This is a genomic window from Nitrospirillum viridazoti CBAmc, from assembly GCF_000730165.1.
Taxonomy (GTDB): Bacteria; Pseudomonadota; Alphaproteobacteria; order Azospirillales; family Azospirillaceae; genus Nitrospirillum; species Nitrospirillum viridazoti.
In genome coordinates, this window is record NZ_CP022112.1 from 65,377 (window position 1) to 86,301 (window position 20,925).

21 protein-coding genes are annotated in these 20,925 nt (G+C 69.5%); 8 read left to right on the top strand and 13 right to left on the bottom strand.

Going from position 1 to position 20,925, the window contains the following annotated elements; genetic code table 11:
• Nucleotides 1-39: 39 nt before the first annotated feature.
• A complete protein-coding gene (locus Y958_RS22280; RefSeq protein ID WP_244909644.1) occupies nt 40-2,514 on the bottom strand; it encodes a TonB-dependent receptor plug domain-containing protein in 2,475 nt (824 codons plus the stop codon).
• Between the two features lie 344 nt (nt 2,515-2,858).
• On the opposite strand from Y958_RS22280, the gene Y958_RS22285 reads away from it, so the two are divergent.
• Entirely contained in the window at nt 2,859-4,286 is a 1,428-nt protein-coding gene (locus tag Y958_RS22285) for an FAD/NAD(P)-binding protein (protein ID WP_088874195.1), read from the top strand.
• Here the strand turns inward: Y958_RS22285 and Y958_RS22290 are convergent, their stop codons facing one another.
• Genes Y958_RS22290 through Y958_RS22300 form a run of 3 tightly spaced genes read right to left on the bottom strand, consistent with a single transcriptional unit; the run spans nt 4,287 to nt 6,528 of the window.
• Entirely contained in the window at nt 4,287-5,087 is an 801-nt protein-coding gene (locus tag Y958_RS22290; RefSeq protein WP_088874196.1) for an MBL fold metallo-hydrolase, read from the bottom strand. It lies immediately after the preceding gene.
• Between the two features lie 14 nt (nt 5,088-5,101).
• Entirely contained in the window at nt 5,102-5,554 is a 453-nt protein-coding gene (locus Y958_RS22295) for a cupin domain-containing protein (RefSeq protein ID WP_088874197.1), read from the bottom strand.
• A gap of 26 nt (nt 5,555-5,580) precedes the next feature.
• Nucleotides 5,581-6,528 (bottom strand): TlpA family protein disulfide reductase, encoded by a 948-nt coding sequence (locus Y958_RS22300; RefSeq protein ID WP_186291559.1) that lies wholly within the window; start codon nt 6,526-6,528, stop codon nt 5,581-5,583.
• Between the two features lie 107 nt (nt 6,529-6,635).
• Here Y958_RS22300 and pdxR point away from each other — a divergent pair, with 107 nt between their 5' ends.
• Nucleotides 6,636-8,129 carry a MocR-like pyridoxine biosynthesis transcription factor PdxR gene (gene pdxR, locus Y958_RS22305; protein WP_211098751.1) on the top strand — a complete coding sequence of 498 codons (1,494 nt, stop codon included), beginning with the start codon at nt 6,636-6,638 and terminating at the stop codon, nt 8,127-8,129.
• On the opposite strand, the gene Y958_RS22310 is transcribed toward pdxR, so the two are convergent.
• From Y958_RS22310 to Y958_RS22330, 5 genes are all read right to left on the bottom strand, one after another.
• A complete protein-coding gene (locus tag Y958_RS22310) occupies nt 8,080-8,457 on the bottom strand; it encodes a hypothetical protein (RefSeq protein WP_088874198.1) in 378 nt (125 codons plus the stop codon). The genes pdxR and Y958_RS22310 overlap by 50 nt on opposite strands.
• Nucleotides 8,458-8,489: 32 nt before the next feature.
• Nucleotides 8,490-8,975, bottom strand: coding sequence for an SRPBCC family protein (locus tag Y958_RS22315; protein ID WP_088874199.1), 486 nt, complete (start codon nt 8,973-8,975; stop codon nt 8,490-8,492).
• A 15-nt stretch (nt 8,976-8,990) separates the two neighbouring features.
• Nucleotides 8,991-9,302 (bottom strand): ArsR/SmtB family transcription factor, encoded by a 312-nt coding sequence (locus tag Y958_RS22320; RefSeq protein WP_088874200.1) that lies wholly within the window; start codon nt 9,300-9,302, stop codon nt 8,991-8,993.
• Between the two features lie 67 nt (nt 9,303-9,369).
• Nucleotides 9,370-9,795, bottom strand: a complete 426-nt coding sequence (locus Y958_RS22325) for a type II toxin-antitoxin system VapC family toxin (RefSeq protein ID WP_088874201.1) — start codon at nt 9,793-9,795, stop codon at nt 9,370-9,372.
• A complete protein-coding gene (locus Y958_RS22330) occupies nt 9,792-10,040 on the bottom strand; it encodes a type II toxin-antitoxin system Phd/YefM family antitoxin (RefSeq protein ID WP_088875162.1) in 249 nt (82 codons plus the stop codon). Before Y958_RS22330 ends, Y958_RS22325 begins: the two co-directional genes overlap by 4 nt.
• Nucleotides 10,041-10,188: 148 nt before the next feature.
• On the opposite strand from Y958_RS22330, the gene Y958_RS22335 reads away from it, so the two are divergent.
• Complete coding sequence (locus tag Y958_RS22335) at nt 10,189-10,482, top strand: hypothetical protein (RefSeq protein ID WP_088874202.1); 294 nt, start codon at nt 10,189-10,191, stop codon at nt 10,480-10,482.
• A gap of 13 nt (nt 10,483-10,495) precedes the next feature.
• Here the strand turns inward: Y958_RS22335 and Y958_RS22340 are convergent, their stop codons facing one another.
• The 4 genes from Y958_RS22340 to puuE are packed head-to-tail and all read right to left on the bottom strand — an operon-like array spanning nt 10,496 to nt 14,410.
• Nucleotides 10,496-11,746 (bottom strand): M20/M25/M40 family metallo-hydrolase, encoded by a 1,251-nt coding sequence (locus Y958_RS22340; RefSeq protein ID WP_088874203.1) that lies wholly within the window; start codon nt 11,744-11,746, stop codon nt 10,496-10,498.
• Nucleotides 11,743-12,990, bottom strand: coding sequence for an allantoate amidohydrolase (locus Y958_RS22345; RefSeq protein WP_244909645.1), 1,248 nt, complete (start codon nt 12,988-12,990; stop codon nt 11,743-11,745). Before Y958_RS22345 ends, Y958_RS22340 begins: the two co-directional genes overlap by 4 nt.
• Nucleotides 12,987-13,490, bottom strand: a complete 504-nt coding sequence (gene uraD, locus Y958_RS22350; protein WP_088874204.1) for a 2-oxo-4-hydroxy-4-carboxy-5-ureidoimidazoline decarboxylase — start codon at nt 13,488-13,490, stop codon at nt 12,987-12,989. Before uraD ends, Y958_RS22345 begins: the two co-directional genes overlap by 4 nt.
• Nucleotides 13,487-14,410, bottom strand: coding sequence for an allantoinase PuuE (puuE, locus tag Y958_RS22355; RefSeq protein ID WP_425600691.1), 924 nt, complete (start codon nt 14,408-14,410; stop codon nt 13,487-13,489). The genes uraD and puuE overlap by 4 nt, the downstream gene beginning before the upstream one ends.
• A 236-nt stretch (nt 14,411-14,646) precedes the next feature.
• Here puuE and uraH point away from each other — a divergent pair, with 236 nt between their 5' ends.
• The 5 genes from uraH to Y958_RS22380 are packed head-to-tail and all read left to right on the top strand — an operon-like array spanning nt 14,647 to nt 20,915.
• Nucleotides 14,647-15,036 (top strand): hydroxyisourate hydrolase, encoded by a 390-nt coding sequence (gene uraH / locus Y958_RS22360; RefSeq protein ID WP_244909646.1) that lies wholly within the window; start codon nt 14,647-14,649, stop codon nt 15,034-15,036.
• A 1-nt stretch (nt 15,037) separates the two neighbouring features.
• The gene (gene xdhA / locus Y958_RS22365) at nt 15,038-16,543 is read left to right on the top strand and encodes a xanthine dehydrogenase small subunit (protein WP_088874206.1); all 1,506 of its coding nucleotides are present in this window, start codon (nt 15,038-15,040) and stop codon (nt 16,541-16,543) included.
• The gene (xdhB, locus tag Y958_RS22370) at nt 16,536-18,881 is read left to right on the top strand and encodes a xanthine dehydrogenase molybdopterin binding subunit (RefSeq protein ID WP_088874207.1); all 2,346 of its coding nucleotides are present in this window, start codon (nt 16,536-16,538) and stop codon (nt 18,879-18,881) included. Before xdhA ends, xdhB begins: the two co-directional genes overlap by 8 nt.
• The gene (xdhC, locus tag Y958_RS22375; protein ID WP_088874208.1) at nt 18,878-19,762 is read left to right on the top strand and encodes a xanthine dehydrogenase accessory protein XdhC; all 885 of its coding nucleotides are present in this window, start codon (nt 18,878-18,880) and stop codon (nt 19,760-19,762) included. The genes xdhB and xdhC overlap by 4 nt, the downstream gene beginning before the upstream one ends.
• Before the next feature lie 28 nt (nt 19,763-19,790).
• Nucleotides 19,791-20,915: a cysteine desulfurase family protein gene (locus Y958_RS22380; RefSeq protein WP_244909647.1), complete on the top strand. Its 1,125-nt coding sequence runs from the start codon at nt 19,791-19,793 to the stop codon at nt 20,913-20,915.
• Nucleotides 20,916-20,925 lie beyond the last annotated feature (10 nt).

Sequence of the window (20,925 nt, forward strand, 5' to 3'; positions counted from 1 at the left end):
AGGGGGGACGCCCCGGGCGGCCGTCTTTACGCCGACCGGTCAGAACTTGTAGCTGACGCGGCCATAGTAGAACGCCCCGTTGAAGCCGAAGGGCGAGTAGTTGCTGTAGGGATAGATGCCGCTGGTGCTGTTGGCGGCGATGACCTTGTCGGGATAGACGTCGAACACGTTGTCCGCCCCGATGGTGACGCCGATGGCGTCAGTCACCTGATAGCTGATGGCGATATCGGTGACCCACTTGGCGCCGTAAGTCTGGTCCAGCGCCGGGTTGCTGCTGTCCAGCGAGGTGGTGCTGCCATAGCGGGTGGTGCGCACCGTGGTCGACAGCTTCTCCCAGTCGTACGTCGCCGCCAGGTTCAGCTTGTTCTTGGGCTGACCCTTTTCGATACGGCCCTTTTCCGACCGGCCGAAACGGAAGACGGTGGTGCCCAGGCTGGCCAGCTGCGACGGATTGCCCTCCACCCGCGTCACTTCCGTATCGTTCAGGTTCAGGCCGGCGGTCAGCGACAGGCTGCCCGCGTCGCCCAGGTCGATGGCATAGCGGCCGACGATATCCACACCGCGCGTGCGGGTGTCGATGGCGTTGGTGAAGAAGCGGCCGCCGCCGATGCCGGTGACGCCGTTGGCCGCCAGCAGCTTCACCACCGCCGCACCCGTCAGGTTCTCCGACAGCACGATGCGGTCATCGATATCAATTTGGTAGAAATCCACAGTGGCGTAGAAGTTGTCCGTGGGGCGGAACACCAGGCCGGCGCTGTAATTGGTGGACTTCTCCGGCTTCAGCGGCTCGGCGCCCAAGGCCTTCGCCGCCGGGTCCGTCACCGGGAAGGTGCGGACGTCATAGGGCACGCTGTTGATGAACACCGTGCTGGTGGCGGAATAGTGCGACTGCGCCAAGGACGGCGCGCGGAAGCCGGTACTGATGGCCCCGCGCACGGACAGGGCGGAGATCAGGTCATACTTGGCCGACAGCTCGCCGTTGGTGGTGTCGCCGAAGTCGCTGTAATGCTCGTAGCGGCCGGCTAGGTTCACCAGGAAGTCGGGCGTCAGCTTGGTTTCCAGCTCGGCATAGGTACCGACGCTGCCCCGGCTGTTGGTGCCGGCGTCGGCTGGTTCGAAGCCGGGGAAGACCTGGGCGCCAGGGGCGGCCGCCGTGCCCTTGGACGGGCCATCCAGCACCGGCACGCCACCGTTGATATAGCTGGCAGGTTCTCCGGCCTTGATCGTGTAATCCTCGCGCCGCACCTCGGTGCCTACGGCGATGGACAGCGTGTCGGGCAGGAAGCCGACGTGGGCCAGCTTGCGCACATCCAGGTTGCCTACCAGCTCGTCCGACACCAGCTCGCCGGCGTGGAAGTCGCGCGGGCTGGCCGTGCCCAACGACACGTTGACGGAGTTTTCCACGCCATAGTCGAAGCGGTTGCGGCCGTAATCGACGCTCAGGTCATAGCTCCAGTCGTCGGGCAGGTCGCCGCGCACGCCCACGGTGGTGGACAGGTCCAGCTGCTTGGACGCGATGTAGGGCAGGTAGCCGTCGGGCGTCAGGGCCCGCACCGTGCGCACGTCCTGCGCCCGGCGGAAGAAGCCGGCGCTCTGCCCGTCGCGCTGGCCCAGGCTGGCGAAGGCGTAGATCTCCGCCTTGTCGTTCACCGGCAGGCTGGCGTTCAGGAACAGGTTGTATTCCTTGTCCAGCGGGTCGCCGAAGCGGCTGTCGTGGCGGTCGAAGGTGGCCTCGCGCGGGTCGCCGGCCGTCAGGTATTGCTGGCGCGGGTCGTCGCCCGACCGGTCGGTGGGGCGCGACCGGTGGGCCTCCGCCGACAAGGTGACATAGCCGTTGCGGGGCAGAGGCAGGCCGACATTGGCCTCCACCCTGCCGGTCTGGCCATCGCCGGCACCGTATTCGCCATATTCCACGGCGGCGCTGCCGCCGCTGTCCTGGCCCTTCAGGCGGATGTTGATGACGCCGGCGATGGCGTCGGAGCCATACTGGGCGGCGGCACCATCGCGCAGCACCTCGATCTTCTCGATGGCGATGGACGGGATGGTGTTCAGGTCCACGGCGTTGGAGCCGCGGCCCACGCTGCCGTTCAGGTTCAGCACGGCGCTGACGTGCCGGCGCTTGCCGTTGACCAGCACCAGGGTTTGGTCGGGGCTCAGGCCCCGCAGGGTGGCCGGGCGCACATGGTCGGTGCCGTCGGTGTTGGCCGGCTGGGGGAAGTTGAAGCTGGGCACCAGGGCGCGCAGCATCTGGGTGGTCTGCACCAGGCCGGTCTTCTCCAGCTCATCCACCGGCAGCACGTCGATGGGCACGGGGGAGGAGGCGACGGTGCGGTCGCTGCGCCGCGTGCCGGTCACCACCACCTCGTCCAGGTCGCTCAAGGTGGCATTGCTTTGCGGTGCCGGATCGGCCGCCTGGGCGGCCGGGACGAATAAGGGGGTGGCCAGGATCAACGCCAGCGCGGTGGCGGTCCGGCGCTGCCTGCCCAGGGGCAGGGACCTTGAGGAAACGGTCATGGATGAAGGCTCCCAATGGGTTGTCGCCGTCCGCCATCAGAGGGACGGACAGAAACAACGATTTTTTTGTGTTCATATTTTTATTCAACATACGAGATTAGCATGGCGCAAATCGTCGCAGTATCGCAAGCGCCGACGTGGAGCGGGGAGCGGCGGGGGTGCCATGCCGGAATTGTATAGATCGCATGGCGTTTGGCTGATCCACGATCTGGCAAATTTAACGGTACTACTAATGTGGTATGTAAGCCAAACGTCGCTTGACAGCGGGGGTGGGCGCCATTGAGCATGGGGATCAATTTGCGGCCCCCTTGGGCGCACCCCACCGGCGCCGGGTAGGAACACCCATGACGACACGGCCGACCATCGCCATCATCGGCGCGGGCTTCAGCGGTTCTTTGCTGGCCTTGCACCTTCTGTCCCGTGGGGCCGACTGTCCCCGCATCCTGCTGATCGAACGCGCCTCCGACTTCGGCCGGGGGCTGGCCTACGCCACTGGCAATCCCGCCCACCTGCTGAACGTCCGGGCCGGGAACATGAGCGCGTTCCCCGACCAGCCGGAACATTTCCTGGCCTGGCTGCGCCAGCAGGGCGATGCGGTGCCGGGGGCGGCCGGGGCCGGTCCCGCCAGCTTCGTCGCGCGCCAGACCTACGGCCATTACCTGCAAAAGCTGATCTCGGACGCCGCCAAGCAGTCACGCTCCGCCGGTCGCCTCATCCTGGTGCCGGATACGGCCGTGGCCCTGCGGCATGAGGGCGGGCGCATGGTGGTGCGCCTGGACGTGGGCCGGGAATACAAGCTGGACGCGGCCGTGCTGGCCATCGGCAATTTCCCGCCGCAGCCGCCGCACCTGTTCGACGGCGCCTTTTTCCGGTCCAGCCGTTTCCACCCCGATCCCTGGGCGCCCAGCGTGGCGCGCGACATCGGCGTGCGCGACAGCGTGCTGGTGGTGGGCACCGGCCTGACTATGGTCGACACGGTGCTGTCCCTGCGGGCGCGCGGCCACCAGGGGCAGATCGTGGCGCTGTCGCGGCGCGGCCTGTTGCCCCGTCGGCACACCGACGCCGTGCCCCACGTGGTGCCGCCGCCGCCGGACATGCCCACCTCCCTCTCCCGCGCCCTGGCCCATGTGCGCCGCCTGGTGCGGCAGGAACAGGCGGCGGGGCGCGCCTGGCAGCCGGTGATAGACAGCCTGCGCCCACGCACGGTGGCCTATTGGCAGGCCCTGCCCCTAGGCGAGAGGAAGCGGTTCCTGCGCCACCTGCGCCCCTGGTGGGACGTGCACCGCCACCGCCTGGCACCGGCCGTCGCCACCCAACTGACCGCCTTGCAGGCCACGGGCGCGCTGATCGTCACCGCCGGCCGGCTGCAGTCTATCGAGGAGGTGCCTGACGCCCTGCAGGGCCGGGTGCGCGTGACCTACCGCCCCCGGAACGAGGACGGCGACATCACCTTCCCGGTCGATCAGGTCATCAACTGCTCCGGCCCGGCCTGCGACATCCTGCGGGTGACCGATCCGCTGGTGCGCGACCTGCTGGCCCAGGGCACCATCCGCCCCGACCCCCTGCACCTGGGCCTGGACGTGGACGCCGAGGCGCGGGTGCTGGATGCCGGTGGCCGGCCGGTTCCCGGGCTGTACGCCATCGGCCCGGTTACGCGCGGCACCTTCTGGGAAATGACGGCCGTGCCCGACATCCGCATGCAGGCCGCCACCCTGGCGCAGCATATCGGCGCCTATATCGACCGCCATGCCAAGGTGGCGGTAGACGCGTGATCAGGCCTCCACCCGCTTCAGGAAGCGGTCGAACGAGGCATCCACTGCGTCACGGCCGCCGCCGATGATGTTGCGGCCCCAGGTGTAGCCATAGACATCCGCGAACCGCAGGCCGGCCAGCCGTTCGCGGATACCCTGCACATCCGCCGCCGTCATGGGCAGATAATTGGGGTAGCTGTACATGAAGGTGACGTGGCGGCGGTCCATCACCACCTGCAGCGCGTCGCCGGGGAACAGGGCGCCGCCAGGGCGGGGGCCGTCCCGCCAATGCAGGGCGGTGCTGCCGGGGAAATGCCCGCCGCAGCGGACCAGGGTGACGCTGTCCGACAAAGCCAGGCGGTCGCCCTCCCAGAATTCCACCTGCGGCGCCGGTCGCATGACCCAGTCGCGGTCGGCGGCATGCAGCAGGATCGGGATATTCCCCAGCGCCTCGCTCCAGGACACCATGGACGCATAGAAATGGGGGTGGGAGATGACGATCCTGTCCACGCCACCCCGCGCCTTCAGCGCCGCCACCCCGTCCTCCGTCACCAGCGGCACGCATTCCCACAGGATGGTGCCGGCATCGGTGGGCAGCAGCAGGGCGCGTTGGTCGATGGCGAAGGGCGGCGTCATGCCCAGCGCGAACAGGCCCGCGTCTTCCTCCAGACGGCTGCGATGGCGCGCGGCCAGCCCCTCCATGGTCGTCCAGCGCTGGCCCCGCCAGCCGACATACTGGCGCTCATCCTCGCAGATGGGGCAACGGTCGGGTGGGGTCGTGGCGGTGAACTGGGTGCCGCAAGTCTCGCAGATGGCGTGCATGGCGGTGGGTCCGGTCAGGCCAGGGCAGGGTGGGGGGCGACGCCTTGGGCAGCGCACCAGGCCAGATAGGCGGCCCGCGCGCTGGCGCTGTTGGTGGTCCCTATCACCTGGCCCCGCTCATCCAGATAATCGATATCCCCCGTCAGGCTGATGTGGATGACGCAGGGCTCATCCCCCACGGTCCGCCAGCTGTCGACATTGCCCGCCGGCTCGTGGACGAAGACGCCGGGGCCGATGATCTCCCCCGTCTCGATGATCTCGCGCGATCCCGACAGGGTGTAGGCGTGAACCTCCCCGCTGTGGCGGTGACGGGGGATGACGGTTCCGGGTTCCACCCGCAGCTGCAGGTCATAGCCGTCCTCGGCGAAGTGCAGCGGACGGAACGACAGGCCGGGGCGCAGCGGAACCCAGGCCTGGGCCAGGGCGTCGATGGGATGGGCGGTGGGGGCGTCTGCGGTGGCGATCATGACGGTTCCTCCGTTGTTCGTATCGGTCAGCGGGCTTGGGCGACGGTGCGCTGGGCGGTGGCCAGGGTGATTTCCTCCGGCCCCAGGATGCGGGTGATGCGGCCCTTGGCATCGATGATGGCCAGGCTGGGCACCTCGCGCACGCCGAAGGCGCGGAACAGGTGGCCGTCGGCGTCCAGGGTCAGGGGCAGGCCGCTTGGTACCGCCGTCTTGGGGTTGGCCTGGTAGTCGGCCAGGTCCTTGGCCGAAGCCCACAGGCCCGAGGCCACGCCCAGCCAATGGGCCTGACCCTGGTCGGCCAGGCTGGACGCTACCTCCCGCGCCTGGCGGCAGGCGGCCGCCATGGCCGGGCGGCTGGTGGCGAGATAAGATTCGCACCAGGGGGAAAAGAACAGGACGGCGCGGGGCTTGCCGTCGCGGCTGGGGCCACCCACGGGGAAGGCCTGGCCGGAGGTGATGCTGGTGGTCAGTCCTGGCAGGATGTCGCCCGGTTTGTAGGTGGCTTCCTGCGGATGGCCAGGGGCGGTGGCGATGCCGGCGGCACTCCCGCCCTCCGCCAGGGCCGCCTGCAGCGCCTGGTGCAATTTGTCGTCCGCCAGATGGCCGACGTACAGGATGCGGCCGTCGCGGCCGATGACCACGTGTTGCGGCGTCACCCGCAGGTTCAGGGCGGCGGCCAGGCTGCCGTCGTCCACCGCCACCGGCATACGCAGGCCCATCTTCTGGCGGAAGTCGCGCACCGTCGCCGGCTTGTCGTTGAAGCCGGTGTTGACGGCGATGATAGCGATGCGCTCCCCCTCCAGGGTGGTCAGTGTGGCCGCCGGGCCGGGCAGGCCCAGCAGGCCGCTGCCCGCCGCCTCCGCCCGGCCCTGGCCGCTTTCCGCATTGACGGCCGGCGTGCCGTCCGTGGCGGCATTGGCGGGGAAGGTGGCGAGGGCGGCCATCAGCAGGCCGGCATGCATAAGGGTGCGCATCAGGGCATTCCTTCAGGATCCGATGGGTCCAGCATGGCGCGGAATTGGATCAGGAACGAGAGCCGATCCGTGGTATTCCTGGTGATCCAATTGCGGACGCCGACACCTTGACCATCGCCCTGCAACTGGGCCTGGCGCTGCCGCCCCCCGGCTCCCGCCATGTCCGTCGCGCCCTGCATGACCAGTTGCGCGCCGCCATCCTGGACGGGCGGCTGGCACCGGGCCTGGCCCTGCCGCCCAGCCGGACTTTGGCGCAGGATCTGGGCCTGTCCCGCACCACGGTGGTGACGGTCTATGACCTGCTGTTGAGCGAGGGCTATGTCGTCGCCCGCACCGGCGCCGGCACCTTCGTCGCCGACACAGGCTCCAAAGCCCAGGCCGGCGCCGCGGCCGGGGCACCGCCGCCCAGCGGCGTACGGCTGAACCCCGCGCTGCTGGCGCCGGGCGGCGCCCGCGCACCCACCCCGCCGCCGGAGGTGGCGGTCAATTTCCGCCTGGGGCTGCCGGACACCAGCGGCTTTCCCTTCGACGTCTGGGGGCGGCTGTACATTCGGGCGCTGCGCGCCTTCGCCCGCACCCAGCCCGGCTATCGCGAGCCGGCGGGCCGGTCGGCGCTGCGGGCTGCGGTGGCGGGCCACGTCTCCTTCACCCGCGCCGTGGCTTGCCGGGCGGAGGACATCATCATCACCGCCGGCGCGCAGCAGGCCTTCGACCTGCTGGCCCGCGTTCTGGTGACACCGGACCGGCCTGTGGTGGCGATCGAGGATCCCGGCTACGCCTCCGCCCGGGGCGCCTTCCTCGCCGCCGGCGCCCGGCTTCATCCCGTTCCGGTGGATGGGGAGGGGCTGGTGGTTGACGCCCTGCCGCCGGACGCGGCGGTGGTCTACGTCACGCCATCGCACCAGTTCCCCCTGGGCGTGCCCCTGTCGCCCCGGCGGCGCCAGGCGTTGCTGGCCTATGCGGCCGTCCGGGGCGCCGTGATCGTCGAAGACGATTATGATGGGGAGTTCCGCTACGGCGGCCGGCCGCTGGACGCGCTGCAGACCCTGGATGGCGGTGTCCGCGTCTTCTATGTCGGCACCTTCTCCAAAAGCCTGTTCCCGGCCCTGCGCTTAGGTTTCATCGCCGTGCCCGCCTGGGCGCGCGACCATGTGCTGAGGGCCAAGCAGGTGGCCGACTGGCACGCCCCGGTGGTGGAGCAGGATGCCCTGGCCGCCTTCATGGCTGAGGGGCACCTGGCCCGCCATGTCCGGCGCATGCGCGCCGTTTATGATGACCGTCGCACCGCCCTGCTGGGGGCCCTTGCCGCCCATTGCGGCGATCTGCTGGACCCGGTGCCGGCGGTGGCGGGGCTGCACCTGGCGACGCGCTTCCGCCGGCCGTTGGACGCGGACGCCGTGGTGGCCCGGGCCCTGGCCGCCGGCATCGGGGTGGAAAGCCTGGCCAACTATGCGCTGCGGCCCACCCTGGGTGGACCCGTCTCGGGGGACGGTCTCGCCGGTCTCGTCTTCGGTTATGGCGGGGTGGGGGTGGATGCCATCGCGCCGGCCGTCAGCCGGCTGGCGGCCATCCTTCGGAACGCAGCGCGGTCCGCAGGCTAAAGGCCAGCAGGCCGGCCGACAGCAACAGGAAGATGGCGGCGTGCGGCTCCAGCCAGGTGCCGGCGATGGCGGCGATGGCGGCGAAGGCGACGCAGCAGCCCATCCATGCCACCAAGCCGGCGGCGCAGATCCAGGCCAACGCCCTGTCCCCCGGCCGCCCGCCCCGCAGCAGGTTCAGGGCGCCCAACAGGATGACCAGGATGCTGGCGCTCAAGGCCCACAGCAATACCATGGGCTGGTTGCCATAGGCGTTGAAGGAACCGGCGGTGTGCCCGCCGGCGCCCAGGATCAGCAGCACCGCCAGCGCGCGGTCGATGACCTTTCCCATAGCGGCTCCTCCCCTTGGCCCCCGTTCCGTTTTCAGCCGTTGGCGGCCCGCGCATAGAGATCCAGGATGCCGCCCCAGCCGCCGTCGCTGCCCACCTTGGCCCGCAGACGCTCGCCGTTCTCGGCGCCGAAGCGGTCCAGGTCGCGATGTTCCAGCGTCACCCGGGTCAGGGTCTCATCCAGGGCGGTGAAGGTCACCTCCACCTCCGAATAGGTGTCGGTACGGACCTGGAAATCGCCGTCCAGATGCCAGCTCAGCACCAGGCGGGCCGGCGGCTCCCACGCCAGCACGCGGCCCCAGTCGCATTCCGATCCGTCGTCGCCCACCTCATACCAGCGGCCGTCCACCTTGGGCTCGATGATGGCGTTGGCCAGGGGCGCCTTGCCGATGTGGTGGGTGGCGGGCCACCAGGTGGCGAAGCGGGTGGTGAAGACGTGGAAGGCGTGCGCCTGGCTGGCCCTCACCGTCACGGTCTTCACCACGGGTGCGATGGCGATGGTGCGTTCGGCGAGCGTCATGGCGGTGCCTCCCTCTTATGGTTTGTCGGCGGTTCTCTCCGCCTCGGCCACGAAGGCGTCGAGCGCGGTCTCCCAGAACTGGTCCAGCCAGCGGCGCAGCGCGCCCAGGCCGTGCGGGTCGATGTGATAGATGCGGCGCGTCCCCTCCGCCCGGTCGGTCACCAGCCCGGCATCCTTCAGCACCTTCAGGTGCTGCGACACCGCCGGCCGGCTGATGGGCAGATGCCGCGCCAACTCCCCCACCGGCTGCGGCCCGGCCCGCAACCGCTCGAACACCGCCCGCCGGGTGGGATCGGCCAGGGCAGTCAGCGCTTTTTCGTAAGACATAGCTTACGGTAAGCGATGACGAACGAATGAGTCAAGGGCCTTAGGTCGGTGGCCACGGCAGATGCAGTCAGTCAGCCATCCAAGGATTTAAAACGGGCTGCTGCAGCAGCCCGAAATCGGCGACGTTGCGCGTCACCAAGGTAAGGTCGTGAATTTCCGCCGTGGCGGCAATGAAGGCGTCCATCGCGCTAATGGATCGGCCGGTCGCCTGGCCGCGCGCCACGATGACGCCCCAGGCATCGGCCACCGCTGCGTCGATGGCCAGGATGCGGCGATCGAAGCGCAAGGGCAGGTCATCCCGCAACCATGTATCCAGTCGGTTCCGGCGCTGCCCCGGCGCCAATCGCTGCACGCCTTGACGCAGTTCCGCCAGGGTGGGGACGCTGAGATAGAGACGATCCTCATCTGCTGCGGCCAGCCATTCTATGACACCGGCGTCAGGGCGAGGCTTCACCCACTCCGACACCACGTTGGTGTCCAGCAGATAGTTCACAGATCAATCTCACGGGCGCTATCCGCCGCGCGTTCCACTATCAGGCCGGAATCACGCAAGGGGGACGCGGCGAAGAATTCGGCCAGATTGCCCACACGTCTCGTCTTGCGTTCCCACTCTTCGGCCGAGACGACCACGGCGGTGGTGCGGCCATTACGAGAGATGACCTGTGGGGTCCCGGCGGCGGCGCGATCAATCACCTCACTGAACTTGGCTTTCGCTTCAGCGACGGTCCAGGTTTTCATGTTCGCCTCCTCCTGATGACTATATTGGTCATCATAGTCATCCGGGTGCTCGCCGGCAAGGTCCACAGGCCACAATGAAAACCGATAGCCAAGGCGGCAAGCCATCCCGTAAGACAGCGGTAGTTCTGCTTAAGCGTGATCAGCCGTCATGATTCTCGACATCATCGCCGCCCTGGGCCTGCTGGCCATCCTTGCCATCTGCGTCCACGGCATGCGCGCGCCGCAGAAGCGCGCGGGCTTCCTGCTCATGGCCGTGGTGACCCTGGTGGCCATCGGTGTGCTGGTGGCGGATAATGTCGTGGCCATCGGCTTGGTGCATGGCGCGCGCTTCGGCGCCGTGATCCTGGGCGTGATGGGCCTGATCAACGGCGCCCTGGTCCTGGCGCAGATGGTTAGCGGCAAGCCGTGGAATCCCCGGACTCCACGGCGCCCCAAGCGGTAAGGGAACGGTCCTTTCAGGCCATCAACAAATCCACCAGCGTCAGGGCCATGACCTCGGTCGCCTTGTAGAGGTCGCTCAGCGGCAGGCGCTCGTCCGCGCGGTGGGCGTTGGCTTCCTCGATGGTGTGGGGGCCGGCACCGTAGAGCACGGTGGGGACACCGGCGGCGGCGTAGTGGCGGGCGTCGGTGTAGATGGGCACGCCCTTGGCGGCGACCGGCTCACCCAGGATGCGGGTGGCGTGGCGGCTGATGGTGTCGGTCAGGCGGTCGGTGCCGGCGATGGGCTTCAGGGGCTCGGCCAGCAGGATGCGGCGCACGGCCACAGTCGCCTCCGGCCGTTCGGCGGCCGCCGCGGCGATGACCTGGCGCAGGGTGGCCTCCACCGTGGCGCCCTGCTCCTCCGGGATCATGCGGCGGTCCAGGCGGAAGGTGATGCGGTCGGGCACGACGTTGGTGTTGATGCCACCGGAAATCAGGCCGACGGTCAGTTGCGGGCTGCCGATGCCGGGCACGGCGGAAACGGTGGCGGCATAGCCGGCGCGGTGCTGGTATAGCCAGCTGAGGATGACGGTCGCGGCCTCCAAGGCATCGATGCCGGTGGCGGGCAAGGCGGCGTGGGCGGACTTGCCCCGCACCTCCACCTCCAGATGCAGGCAGCCGTTGTGGGCGGTGACGATGCCGTAGCTGAAGCCGGCGGACACGGCATAGTCGGGCTTGGTCAGCCCCTGCTCCAACAGCCAGCGCGGGCCGATTTCGCCGCCCGCCTCCTCATCATAGGTCAGGTGCAGTTCCACCGTGCCGTTCAGCGCCACGCCCTGGCGCGCCAGCTCATCCAGCGCCATCAGGGCGTAGGTGTAGCTGGCGAAGTCGGATTTGGAGACGGCGACGCCACGCCCGTACATCCAGCCGTCCTTGACGGTGGCGGCATAGGGATCAACCGTCCAGCCCTCGCCCGGCGCCACCACGTCGCCATGGGCGTTCAGGGCGATGGTGGGCCCACCGGTGCCGAAGCTGCGGCGCACGATCAGGTTGGTGGCGCTGATCATGCCGTTGGCCTTGACCAACGCGTCGGGCACGACATGGCGTTCCACGGTGTAGCCCAGGCCCTCCAGCAACTCGGCGGCGCGGGCGGCGTGGGGGGCGCAGTCACCCGGCGGGTTGTCGGATGGCACCTTGATCAGCTCCGCCAGGAAGCGCACCTGCTCCTCCCGCTTGGCCGTCAGGAAGGTGTGGACGGCCCCCTGGATGGCGGTGTCGGTGGTCATGGGCGGGGTCCTTCGGCAAAGGAGACGGGTTCGAAACGGCGCAGGAAGTCCAGCAGCACGGTAACGGCCAGGTCGGCATCCTCCACCGTGATGGCCTCCGCCGGGTTGTGGCTGATGCCGCCCTTGCAGCGGACGAACAACATGGCCATGGGGCACAGTGCCGCCAGGGCCATGGCGTCGTGGCCGGCGCCGCTGGGCAAATGGTGGGGGATGATGCCGGCCCGCGCCACCGCCTGGCCCAGCTGGCGCATCAGGCCGGGGTGACAGTGGGCGGCAGGGGCGTCGTGCGTGGGCTGGATGTCCAGCGCCACGCCCCGGCGCGCCGCGATGACGGCCAGGGTGTGCAGCAGGCCGGCAGCGGCCGTTTTGCGGCTGCCGTCACGCGGGCTGCGCAGATCGATGGTGAAGGTGGCCTGGCCTGGAATGACGTTCACCGCACCCGGCTTGGCCTCGATGCGGCCCACGGTGGCGACCAGGTCGGGTTCCGCCCCGCCGGCCGTCTCCACCGCCAGCACCATTTCCGCCGCTGCCGCCAGGGGATCGTGGCGCAGGGCCATGGGCACGGTGCCGGCGTGGCCTGCCTGGCCGGTGACGGTGACGGCGTAGCGGCTGGCGCCGTTGATGGCGGTGACGATGCCCAGGGGCAGGCCCCGGGATTCCAGCACCGGTCCCTGCTCGATGTGCACCTCGACAAAGCCCAGCACCGTCGCCGGGTCGCGGGCCACGGCGGCCAGGCCGGCGGGGTCGCCGCCGAACTCCTTCAGCGCATCGCCCAGGGCGATGCCGTCGCGGTCGCGCGCGGCCAGGGCGTCGGGGGCAATGGTGCCGGCCACGGCGCGGCTGCCCGTCAGGGTGACGGGAAAGCGCACGCCCTCCTCATCGCCGAAGCCCAGAACCTCGATGGCGTAGGGCAGGCGTTCCCCCCGGCGGTTCAGCTCCGCCACGGCGGCGACGGCCGCCAGCACACCCAGGTTGCCGTCGTACTTGCCGGCGTTGCGCACCGTGTCGATGTGTGAGCCCAGCAGCAGGGCGGGCAGACCGGGCGTGTCTCCCTCATAGCGGCCGACGACGGTGCCGGCGGCGTCCAAATGCGCCGCCATCCCCGCCTCGCGCATCCAGATCAGCAACTGGTCGGCGGCGGCGCGGTGCTCCTGCGTCAGGTACAGGCGGGTCAGGGCCGGCCGGTCGGCGCTGTGCCGGGCGAAGTCGTCCAGGCGCGCCATCAGGGCGGGGCCGAAGATCACGGTAGCATTTCCTTCAGACGCAGCAGCGCGATGCGCTCCACCTGGTTTGTCGCCGTGGCGAATTCCGTCTCCGCATCATTGGCCACGCGGCTTTCGAAATTTTCCAGGATGGCGGCGCGGGTCAGGCCGCGCACCGCCAGGATGAAGGGGAAGCCGAAGCGCGCCTTGTAGGCGTCGTTCAGTTCCTGGAAGCGCGCGTATTCCTCGGGTGTGCACTTGTCCAGGCCGGCGGAGGCCTGTTCGGCGGTGGAATCCGCCGTTAGTTCCCCCCGCACAGCCAGGCGGCCGGCCAGGTCGGGGTGGGCCAGCAGCACGCCCAGGCGCCGCTCCCGCCCCGCCGCCCGGAACTGCGCCACCAGGGCGGCGTGCAGGCCATGGGCCGTGTCGGCGCCTGACGGCAGGCCGGCGTCCCACGCGGCTTCTGCGATCCACGGGGAATGCTCGAACACGCCGCCGAAGCGGGCAACGAAGGCGTCGCGCGTCTCAAAGAAGCCGGTCATGCGCCGGACCCCTTATAAGGATGGCGGGCGTGCCAGTGGCGGGCGATGTCGGCCCGGCGGGCGAACCACACGCCCTCATGGCCGGCGGCATAATCGAGGAAGCGCTCCAGCGCCTGGATGCGCCCAGGCTTGCCCACCAGGCGGCAATGCAAGCCGACCGACATCATGCGCGGCGTCTCGGCCCCCTCGGCATACAGGGCGTCGAAGCTGTCCTTGAGGTAGGTGAAGAACTGGTCGCCGGAATGGAAGCCCTGGACCTGGACGAAGCGCATGTCGTTGCAGTCCAGGGTATAGGGCACGATCAGCTGCGGCCTGTCGCCTACCAATTGCCAATAGGGCAGGTCGTCGTCATAGGCGTCGGCGTCGTAAAGGAAGCCGCCATGCTCCGCCACCAGGCGGCGGGTGTTGGGGCTGGTGCGGCCGGTGTACCAGCCGACGGGGCGCGTGCCGCTGACCTGTTCCAGGATGGTCATGGCCTTGGCCATGTGCGCGGCTTCCTCCGCCGGGTCCATATACTGGTAATTGATCCAGCGATAGCCGTGGCTGGCGATCTCATGCCCCTGGTCGACCATGGCGCGGATGACGTCGGGATGGCGCTCGGCGGCCATGGCCACGGCGAAGATGGTGAGGGGAATCTTCTTCTTTTCGAACAGCTTCAGCAGGCGCCAGACACCGACGCGGGAGCCGTATTCGTACAGCGATTCCATGGACATGTGGCGCACGCCGGGCAGGGCCTGGGCCGCCACCATCTCCGATAGGAAGGCCTCCGACGCCGCGTCGCCGTGCAGCACGCAGTTCTCCCCACCCTCCTCATAGTTCAGCACCAGCTGAACCGCGATGCGGGCGGCGTTCGGCCAGTCCGCCTGGGGCGGGTTGGCGCCATAGCCGATCAGGTCGCGTGGATAGTCCGCCGTCATCATGCCCGTGCCCGTCCCTGTTTTCCGCCAGCCCCTTAAGGCGCATCATCGCCCGATAGGGTTGCCGCCGCGACCCCTAAAGGTCCAGCATGGCCAGGTCAGCATATCGTGCGCCCAGGCATGGGCGCTTTCCTGATTGTTTTGAAAGACTTTCCCTGGGGTGGCTGGCTGACGGGGCGATGCGACCCCATGTACCTTTTGTGCATAAGCGAGATCAGGGCGACGAACGGGCGGTCATCATGAGTGCAGGCCATATGAATGCAGGCCGGGGCGAAGGGCGCCTGACAACCCACGTGCTGGACACCATGGCGGGCAGGCCGGGGGCCGGCATCACCGTCGTGCTGGATCGGCTGGGCGACGATGGCGCCCGCACCCGCGTGGCGGAGGCCCGCACCAACGCCGATGGCCGCTGCGACGGGCCCTTGCTGGCGGGTGCCGATTTGACCGTCGGCCGCTATGAGCTGACTTTCGCGGTCGGCGCCTATTTCCAGGCGCGCGGCGTGACCCTGACCGATCCGCCCTTCCTGGATGAGGTGCCCATCCGCTTCGCGATATCCGATGCCGGCCAGCACTATCACGTGCCCTTGCTGATCAGCCCCTACGCCTACTCGACATACCGGGGCAGCTGAGATGGCCCACCGCACAACCATCCGCTTCCTGCTGGGCAATGAACCACGCACCCTGACCGAAGTGGATCCGACGCTGACGGTGTTGGACTGGCTGCGTGGTACCGAGCGGCGCCTGGGCACTAAGGAGGGCTGCGCCGAGGGCGACTGCGGCGCCTGCACCGTGGTGGTGGGCCGCCTGGTCGACGGGGTGGTCAGGTATGAGGCCATCAACGCCTGCATCCGCTTCCTGGCCACCCTGGACGGCTGCCAACTGCTGACGGTGGAGCATCTGAAGCGGCCGGACGGTAGCCTGCACCCGGTGCAGCAGGCCATGGTGGACTGCCATGGCTCGCAATGTGGGTTCTGCACCCCCGGCTTCGTTATGTCGCTGTACGCCCTGAACCGGGCGGAGGACGCACCCCCTGTGCCGGATGAGCAGCGCATCGATGACGCCCTGGCCGGCAACCTGTGCCGCTGCACCGGCTACGCCCCCATTGTGGCGGCGGCCCAGCAACTGCGCGACCGGACGCCGGACCATATCGACGACGCCCTGCCCACCGTGACCCGGGCGCTGGCCGCCCTGGCCGACGACACGGTGGTGGAAACGGGCCGCGACGGCCGCCGCTTCCTGGCGCCGGCCACGGTGGACCAGCTGGCCGACCTGGTGCTGGCCAATCCCGATGCCACCATCGTTTCCGGCGCCACCGACGTGGGCCTGTGGGTGACCAAGCACCAGAAGGTGCTGCCGACTGTGATCTACACCGGCCGGGTGGCCGGCCTGGCGCGCATAACGGACCGGGGCGACGCCCTGGAGCTGGGGGCCGGCGTCACCTTCACCGCCGCCAAGGCCGCGCTGGGCAGGCTGCACCCTGACCTGGACGAACTGCTGCGCCGGGTGGGGGCGGAGCAGGTGCGCAACGCCGGCACGATCGGCGGCAACATCGCCAACGGCTCCCCCATCGGCGACACGCCGCCCGCCCTGATCGCCTTGGGCGCCAGCCTGACCTTGCGCCGGGGGACGCAGCGGCGGACGCTGCCGCTGCAGGATTACTTCCTGGCCTATGGCAAACAGGACCGCCAGCCGGGTGAGTTCGTGGAAAGCGTGACCGTGCCCAAGCCGGGCAAGGGCGATCTGTTCGCCGCCTACAAGATCTCCAAGCGCTTCGACCAGGACATCTCCGCCCTATGCGCCTGCTTCCTGGTGACGGTGGGCGACGACGGCCGCGTCACCCGCGCCCGCCTGGCCTATGGCGGCATGGCGGGCACGCCCAAGCGGGCGGACGCGGCGGAGGCGACGCTATTGGGCCGCCCCTGGGACGCCGCCGCCGCGCGGGACGCCAAGGCGGCCCTGGCCCAGGATTTCACGCCGCTCAGCGACTGGCGCGCCAGCGCCGCCTACCGCCTTACGGTGGCCGGTAACCTGTTGCTGAAGTTCCAGGCGGAAAGCGCGCCCGGCGCCCCCGCGACCCGTGTCCTCGCCCAGCGATCACAGGGTTGCGACATCGCAAAGGCGGTGCCCCATGCCTGACAAGACCCCCATCGACATCCCGGCGGTCGCGCGCCGCATCGACGGCGCCGTGCACGACAGCCGTCGGCATGAAAGCGCGCACAAGCATGTGAGCGGGGAGGCGCTGTACGTCGACGACATCGCCGAGCCCGCCGGCCTGCTGCATGTGCAGTTGGGCCTGGCCGCCCGCGCCCACGCCCGCATCCTATCGGTGGACCTGTCGGCCGTGCGCCAGGCCCCGGGCGTGGTGGCGGTGTTCACCGCCGCCGACATCCCGGGCGACAACGACATCGGCGCCGGCCTGCGCCATGATGAGCCGCTGTTCGCCGAGGATGTGGTGCAGTATCACGGCCACCCCCTGTTCGCCGTGGCGGCGGAGACGCGCGACCAGGCCCGCCGCGCGGCGCAACTGGCCAAGGTGGAATACCAGGATCTGCCGGCGGTGCTGGACATCGCGGCGGCGCGCGATCCGGGCACGCTGGTCACCCCGCCCATGACCCTGCGCCTGGGCGATGCCGAGGCGGCGCTGAAGACGGCCCCCCGTACGCTGTCCGGCCGCATCAAGATCGGCGGGCAGGAGCATTTTTATCTGGAAAGCCAGATCGCCATGGCCATCCCGGGGGAGGATGAGGACGTGCTGGTCCACGTCTCCACCCAGCACCCCAGCGAGGTGCAGCACATCGTCGCCCACGTCCTGGACATTCCCGACGGGGCGGTGACGGTGGAGGTGCGGCGCATGGGCGGCGGCTTCGGCGGCAAGGAAACGCAGGCCAACCTGTTCGCCGCCTGTGTCGCCCTGGTTGCCAAGAAGACCGGCCGCGCCGCCAAGTTGCGCCCCGACCGTGACGACGACTTCCGCATCACCGGCAAGCGCCATGATTTCGAGGTGGACTATCAGGTCGGTTTTGATGACCAGGGCCGCATCCTGGCCACCGACATGCTGTTCGCCGCGCGCTGCGGCTTCGCGGCGGATTTGTCGGGCCCGGTGACGGACCGCGCCCTGTTCCATGCCGACAATTGCTATTTCTACGGCAATGCCCGCATGTCGTCGCTGCCGTTGAAGACCAACACGGTGTCCAACACCGCCTTCCGCGGTTTCGGCGGGCCCCAAGGCATGGTTGCGGCCGAGCGGATGGTGGAGGAGGTGGCCTTCGCCACCGGCCTGGACCCGCTGGACGTGCGGAAGGTGAACTTCTACGGCACCACCGACCGTAACGTAACGCCCTATCACCAGACCATCGAGGACAACATCATCGGCCCCCTGGTCGATGAGCTGGAGGCGTGGTCGGACTATCGCGCGCGGCGTCAGGCCATCCGCGCCTTCAACGCCGCCAATCTCTATCTGAAGAAGGGCTTGGCCCTGACCCCGGTGAAGTTCGGCATCTCCTTCACCTTCACGCCCTATAACCAGGGCGGGGCGCTGATCCATATCTACACTGACGGCTCCATCCACCTGAACCATGGCGGGACGGAGATGGGGCAGGGCCTGAACACCAAGGTCGCCCAGGTGGTGGCCGATGAGTTCCAGGTGGACATCGGCCGCATCCGCATCACCGCCACCACCACGGGCAAGGTGCCCAACACCTCGGCCACCGCCGCCTCCTCCGGTGCCGACATCAACGGCAAGGCGGCGCAGAACGCCGCCCGTGTGCTGAAGGCCCGCCTGGTGGAATTCGCTGCCGGCCATTGGAACGTTTCCGAAGACGCCGTGGTTTTCACCGCCGACGGGGTGCGGGTGGGCGACCAGCTGCTGACCCTCAGGGAGGTGGCGAAGGCCGCGTACATGGGCCGCATTTCCTTGTCGGCCACCGGCTATTACAAGACGCCCAAGATCCACTGGGACCGGGCCAAGGGCCAGGGCCGCCCCTTCCTTTACTACGCCTATGGTGCGTCGGTGGCGGAGGTGACGGTGGACACATTGACGGGCGAGTATGTGGTGGACCGCGTGGACATCCTGCACGACTGCGGCGACAGCCTGAACCCGGCCCTGGACAAGGGCCAGGTCGAGGGCGGCTTCATCCAGGGCATGGGCTGGCTGACGACGGAGGAGCTGTGGTGGGATGCCCAGGGCCGCCTGCGCACCCACGCCCCCAGCACCTACAAGATCCCGGCCTGCGGCGATCGCCCGCGCCAGTTCAACGTCCGCTTGGTGCGGAACAGCCCGAATGTCGAGGACACCATCCACCGGTCCAAGGCGGTGGGCGAGCCGCCGCTGATGCTGGGCATCAGCGTGCTGCATGCCCTGTCCGACGCCGTGGCCAGCGTGGCGGACCATAAGGTCTGCCCGCAGTTGGACGCGCCGGCCACGCCGGAACGGGTGTTGGCGACCATCGAACGCCTGCGGGAGCGGACGGCATGACGGCGCCCAAGGTTCCGCTCTCCGCCCCCGGCCCGCAATCCGCCGGCCTGGCCGCCTGCCTGGCCCGGGGTGAGGCCGTGGTGTTGGTCACGGTGACGGAGGCGCGCGGCTCAACCCCGCGTGAGGTCGGCGCCTCCATGGCGGTGGGCGCCGACTGGCAGACAGGCACGGTGGGTGGCGGCCGGCTGGAACATCTGGGCCTGGAAACCGCCCGCCGCCTGCTGGTCGAAGGTGGCGAGCCGGTGCGCCTGGACGTGCCCCTGGGCCCGGCGGTGGGCCAATGCTGCGGTGGCCATGTCGTGCTGACGGTGGAGCGGGTGGACGAGGCGGTGCTGTACCGCCTGCGCGCGGCGGAGGCGACGGCCCTGGCCGGTCAACCCTGGCTGATGCTGTTCGGCGCCGGCCATGTCGGCAAGGCGGTTGCCCGCGCCATGGCACCCCTGCCGCTGCGCCTGGTGTGGGTGGACAGCCGCGCCTCGGAATTCCCGCCCGACCCGCCGGTGGATGCCGACATCCGCGTGGCGACGGAACTGCCCAGCCAGGTGGCCCTGGCCCCACCCGGCGCCGGCTACCTGATCATGACCCACAACCACGACCTGGACTTCGCCATCACGGCGGAGGCGGTGCAGCGCACCGATACGGCCTATGTCGGCCTCATCGGGTCGCACACCAAGCGCCAGCGCTTCTCCCGCTGGTACCAGGCGCAGGGGTATGATCCCAACCATTTGCGGCGCCTGATCTGCCCCATCGGCGCGGGCCTGTCGGGCGACAAGCGGCCGGAGGTCATCGCCGCCCTGACGGCGGCGGAGGTGCTGACGGCCCTGTTGCGCCGACCGCCGCAGACCACGGTGATGATGGGCGACATTTACGGGGCCATCTAGTGGGGGCCACCTGGTGGAGGGCGATTCCATGGCCGGCGCCGACACCGGCGTGATCTATCTGGATCATCTGGCCAGCACGCCCCTGGACCCCGCCGTGCTGGCCGCCATGCTGCCCTGGTTCCAGCCGGATCGCGCCGGCAACGCCCAGACCGTTCATCACAATCCCGGCCGCCAGGCGGCGCGGGCCGTCGCCCAGGCCGGCCGCGCCGTGGCGGCCCTGGTGGATGCGCCCGCGGATGCGACAGTCACCTTCACCCCCAGCGCCAGCGAGGCCAACCGCCTGGCGCTCCAGGGGCTGGTGCCGGCCGGCGCCCCGCTGCTGGTCTCGGCGGTCGAACATGACAGCGTGCTGCGCCAGCTGGACGGCCTGCGCGCCGCCGGCCATGCCGTGACCCTGCTGCCGGTGGACGGCCAGGGCGTCATCCGCCTGGATGCGCTTGAGGCCGCCTTGAGCCGGGCCGGTCCCCGGCCCGTGCTGTCGCTCATGGCCGCCAACAATGAGGTCGGCAGCCTGCAGCCGCTGGCGGCCGTGGCCGACCTGTGCCGCCCCCATGGCGCCCTGTGGCACTGCGACGGGGTGCAGCGCGTGGCCACCGGACCGCTGGCGCTGGGCGGCAAGGATCGTCCCGGTCCCGACATGATCACCCTGTCGGCGCATAAGCTCTATGGGCCCCAGGGCGTGGGCGCGCTGGTGGCGCGGGCGGGGTTGGCGCCGGCGGCACCGTGGTCCTGGGGTACGCCGCCCACCGCCTTGATCATGGGCTTCGCCGAAGCGGCGCGGCTGGTCCTGCGGCGGCGCGGAGCGGATTGCGATCATCTGGTGGCGCTGACGGCGCGGCTGTGGGCGGGCCTGAGCGCCGCCGTTCCCGGCGTCACGCGCAACGGCCCGGCCGATGGCCTGCCCGGCTGCCTCAATGTCACGCTGCCGGGCGTGGACGCCGCCGACCTTCTGCTGGACCTGCCAGACCTCGCCTTGTCCACCGGTTCCGCCTGCCGCTCCGCCACCGGCCAGCCCTCGCATGTGCTGACGGCGATGGGCCTGGACGCGGCGGCGGCCTTCGGCAGCCTGCGTTTTGGCCTGGGACGGGGGACCACCGAGGCGGCGGTGGACTTGGCGGTGGCCCGTATCGCGGCGGTGCTGCGGACGCGCTAATATCCCGGAT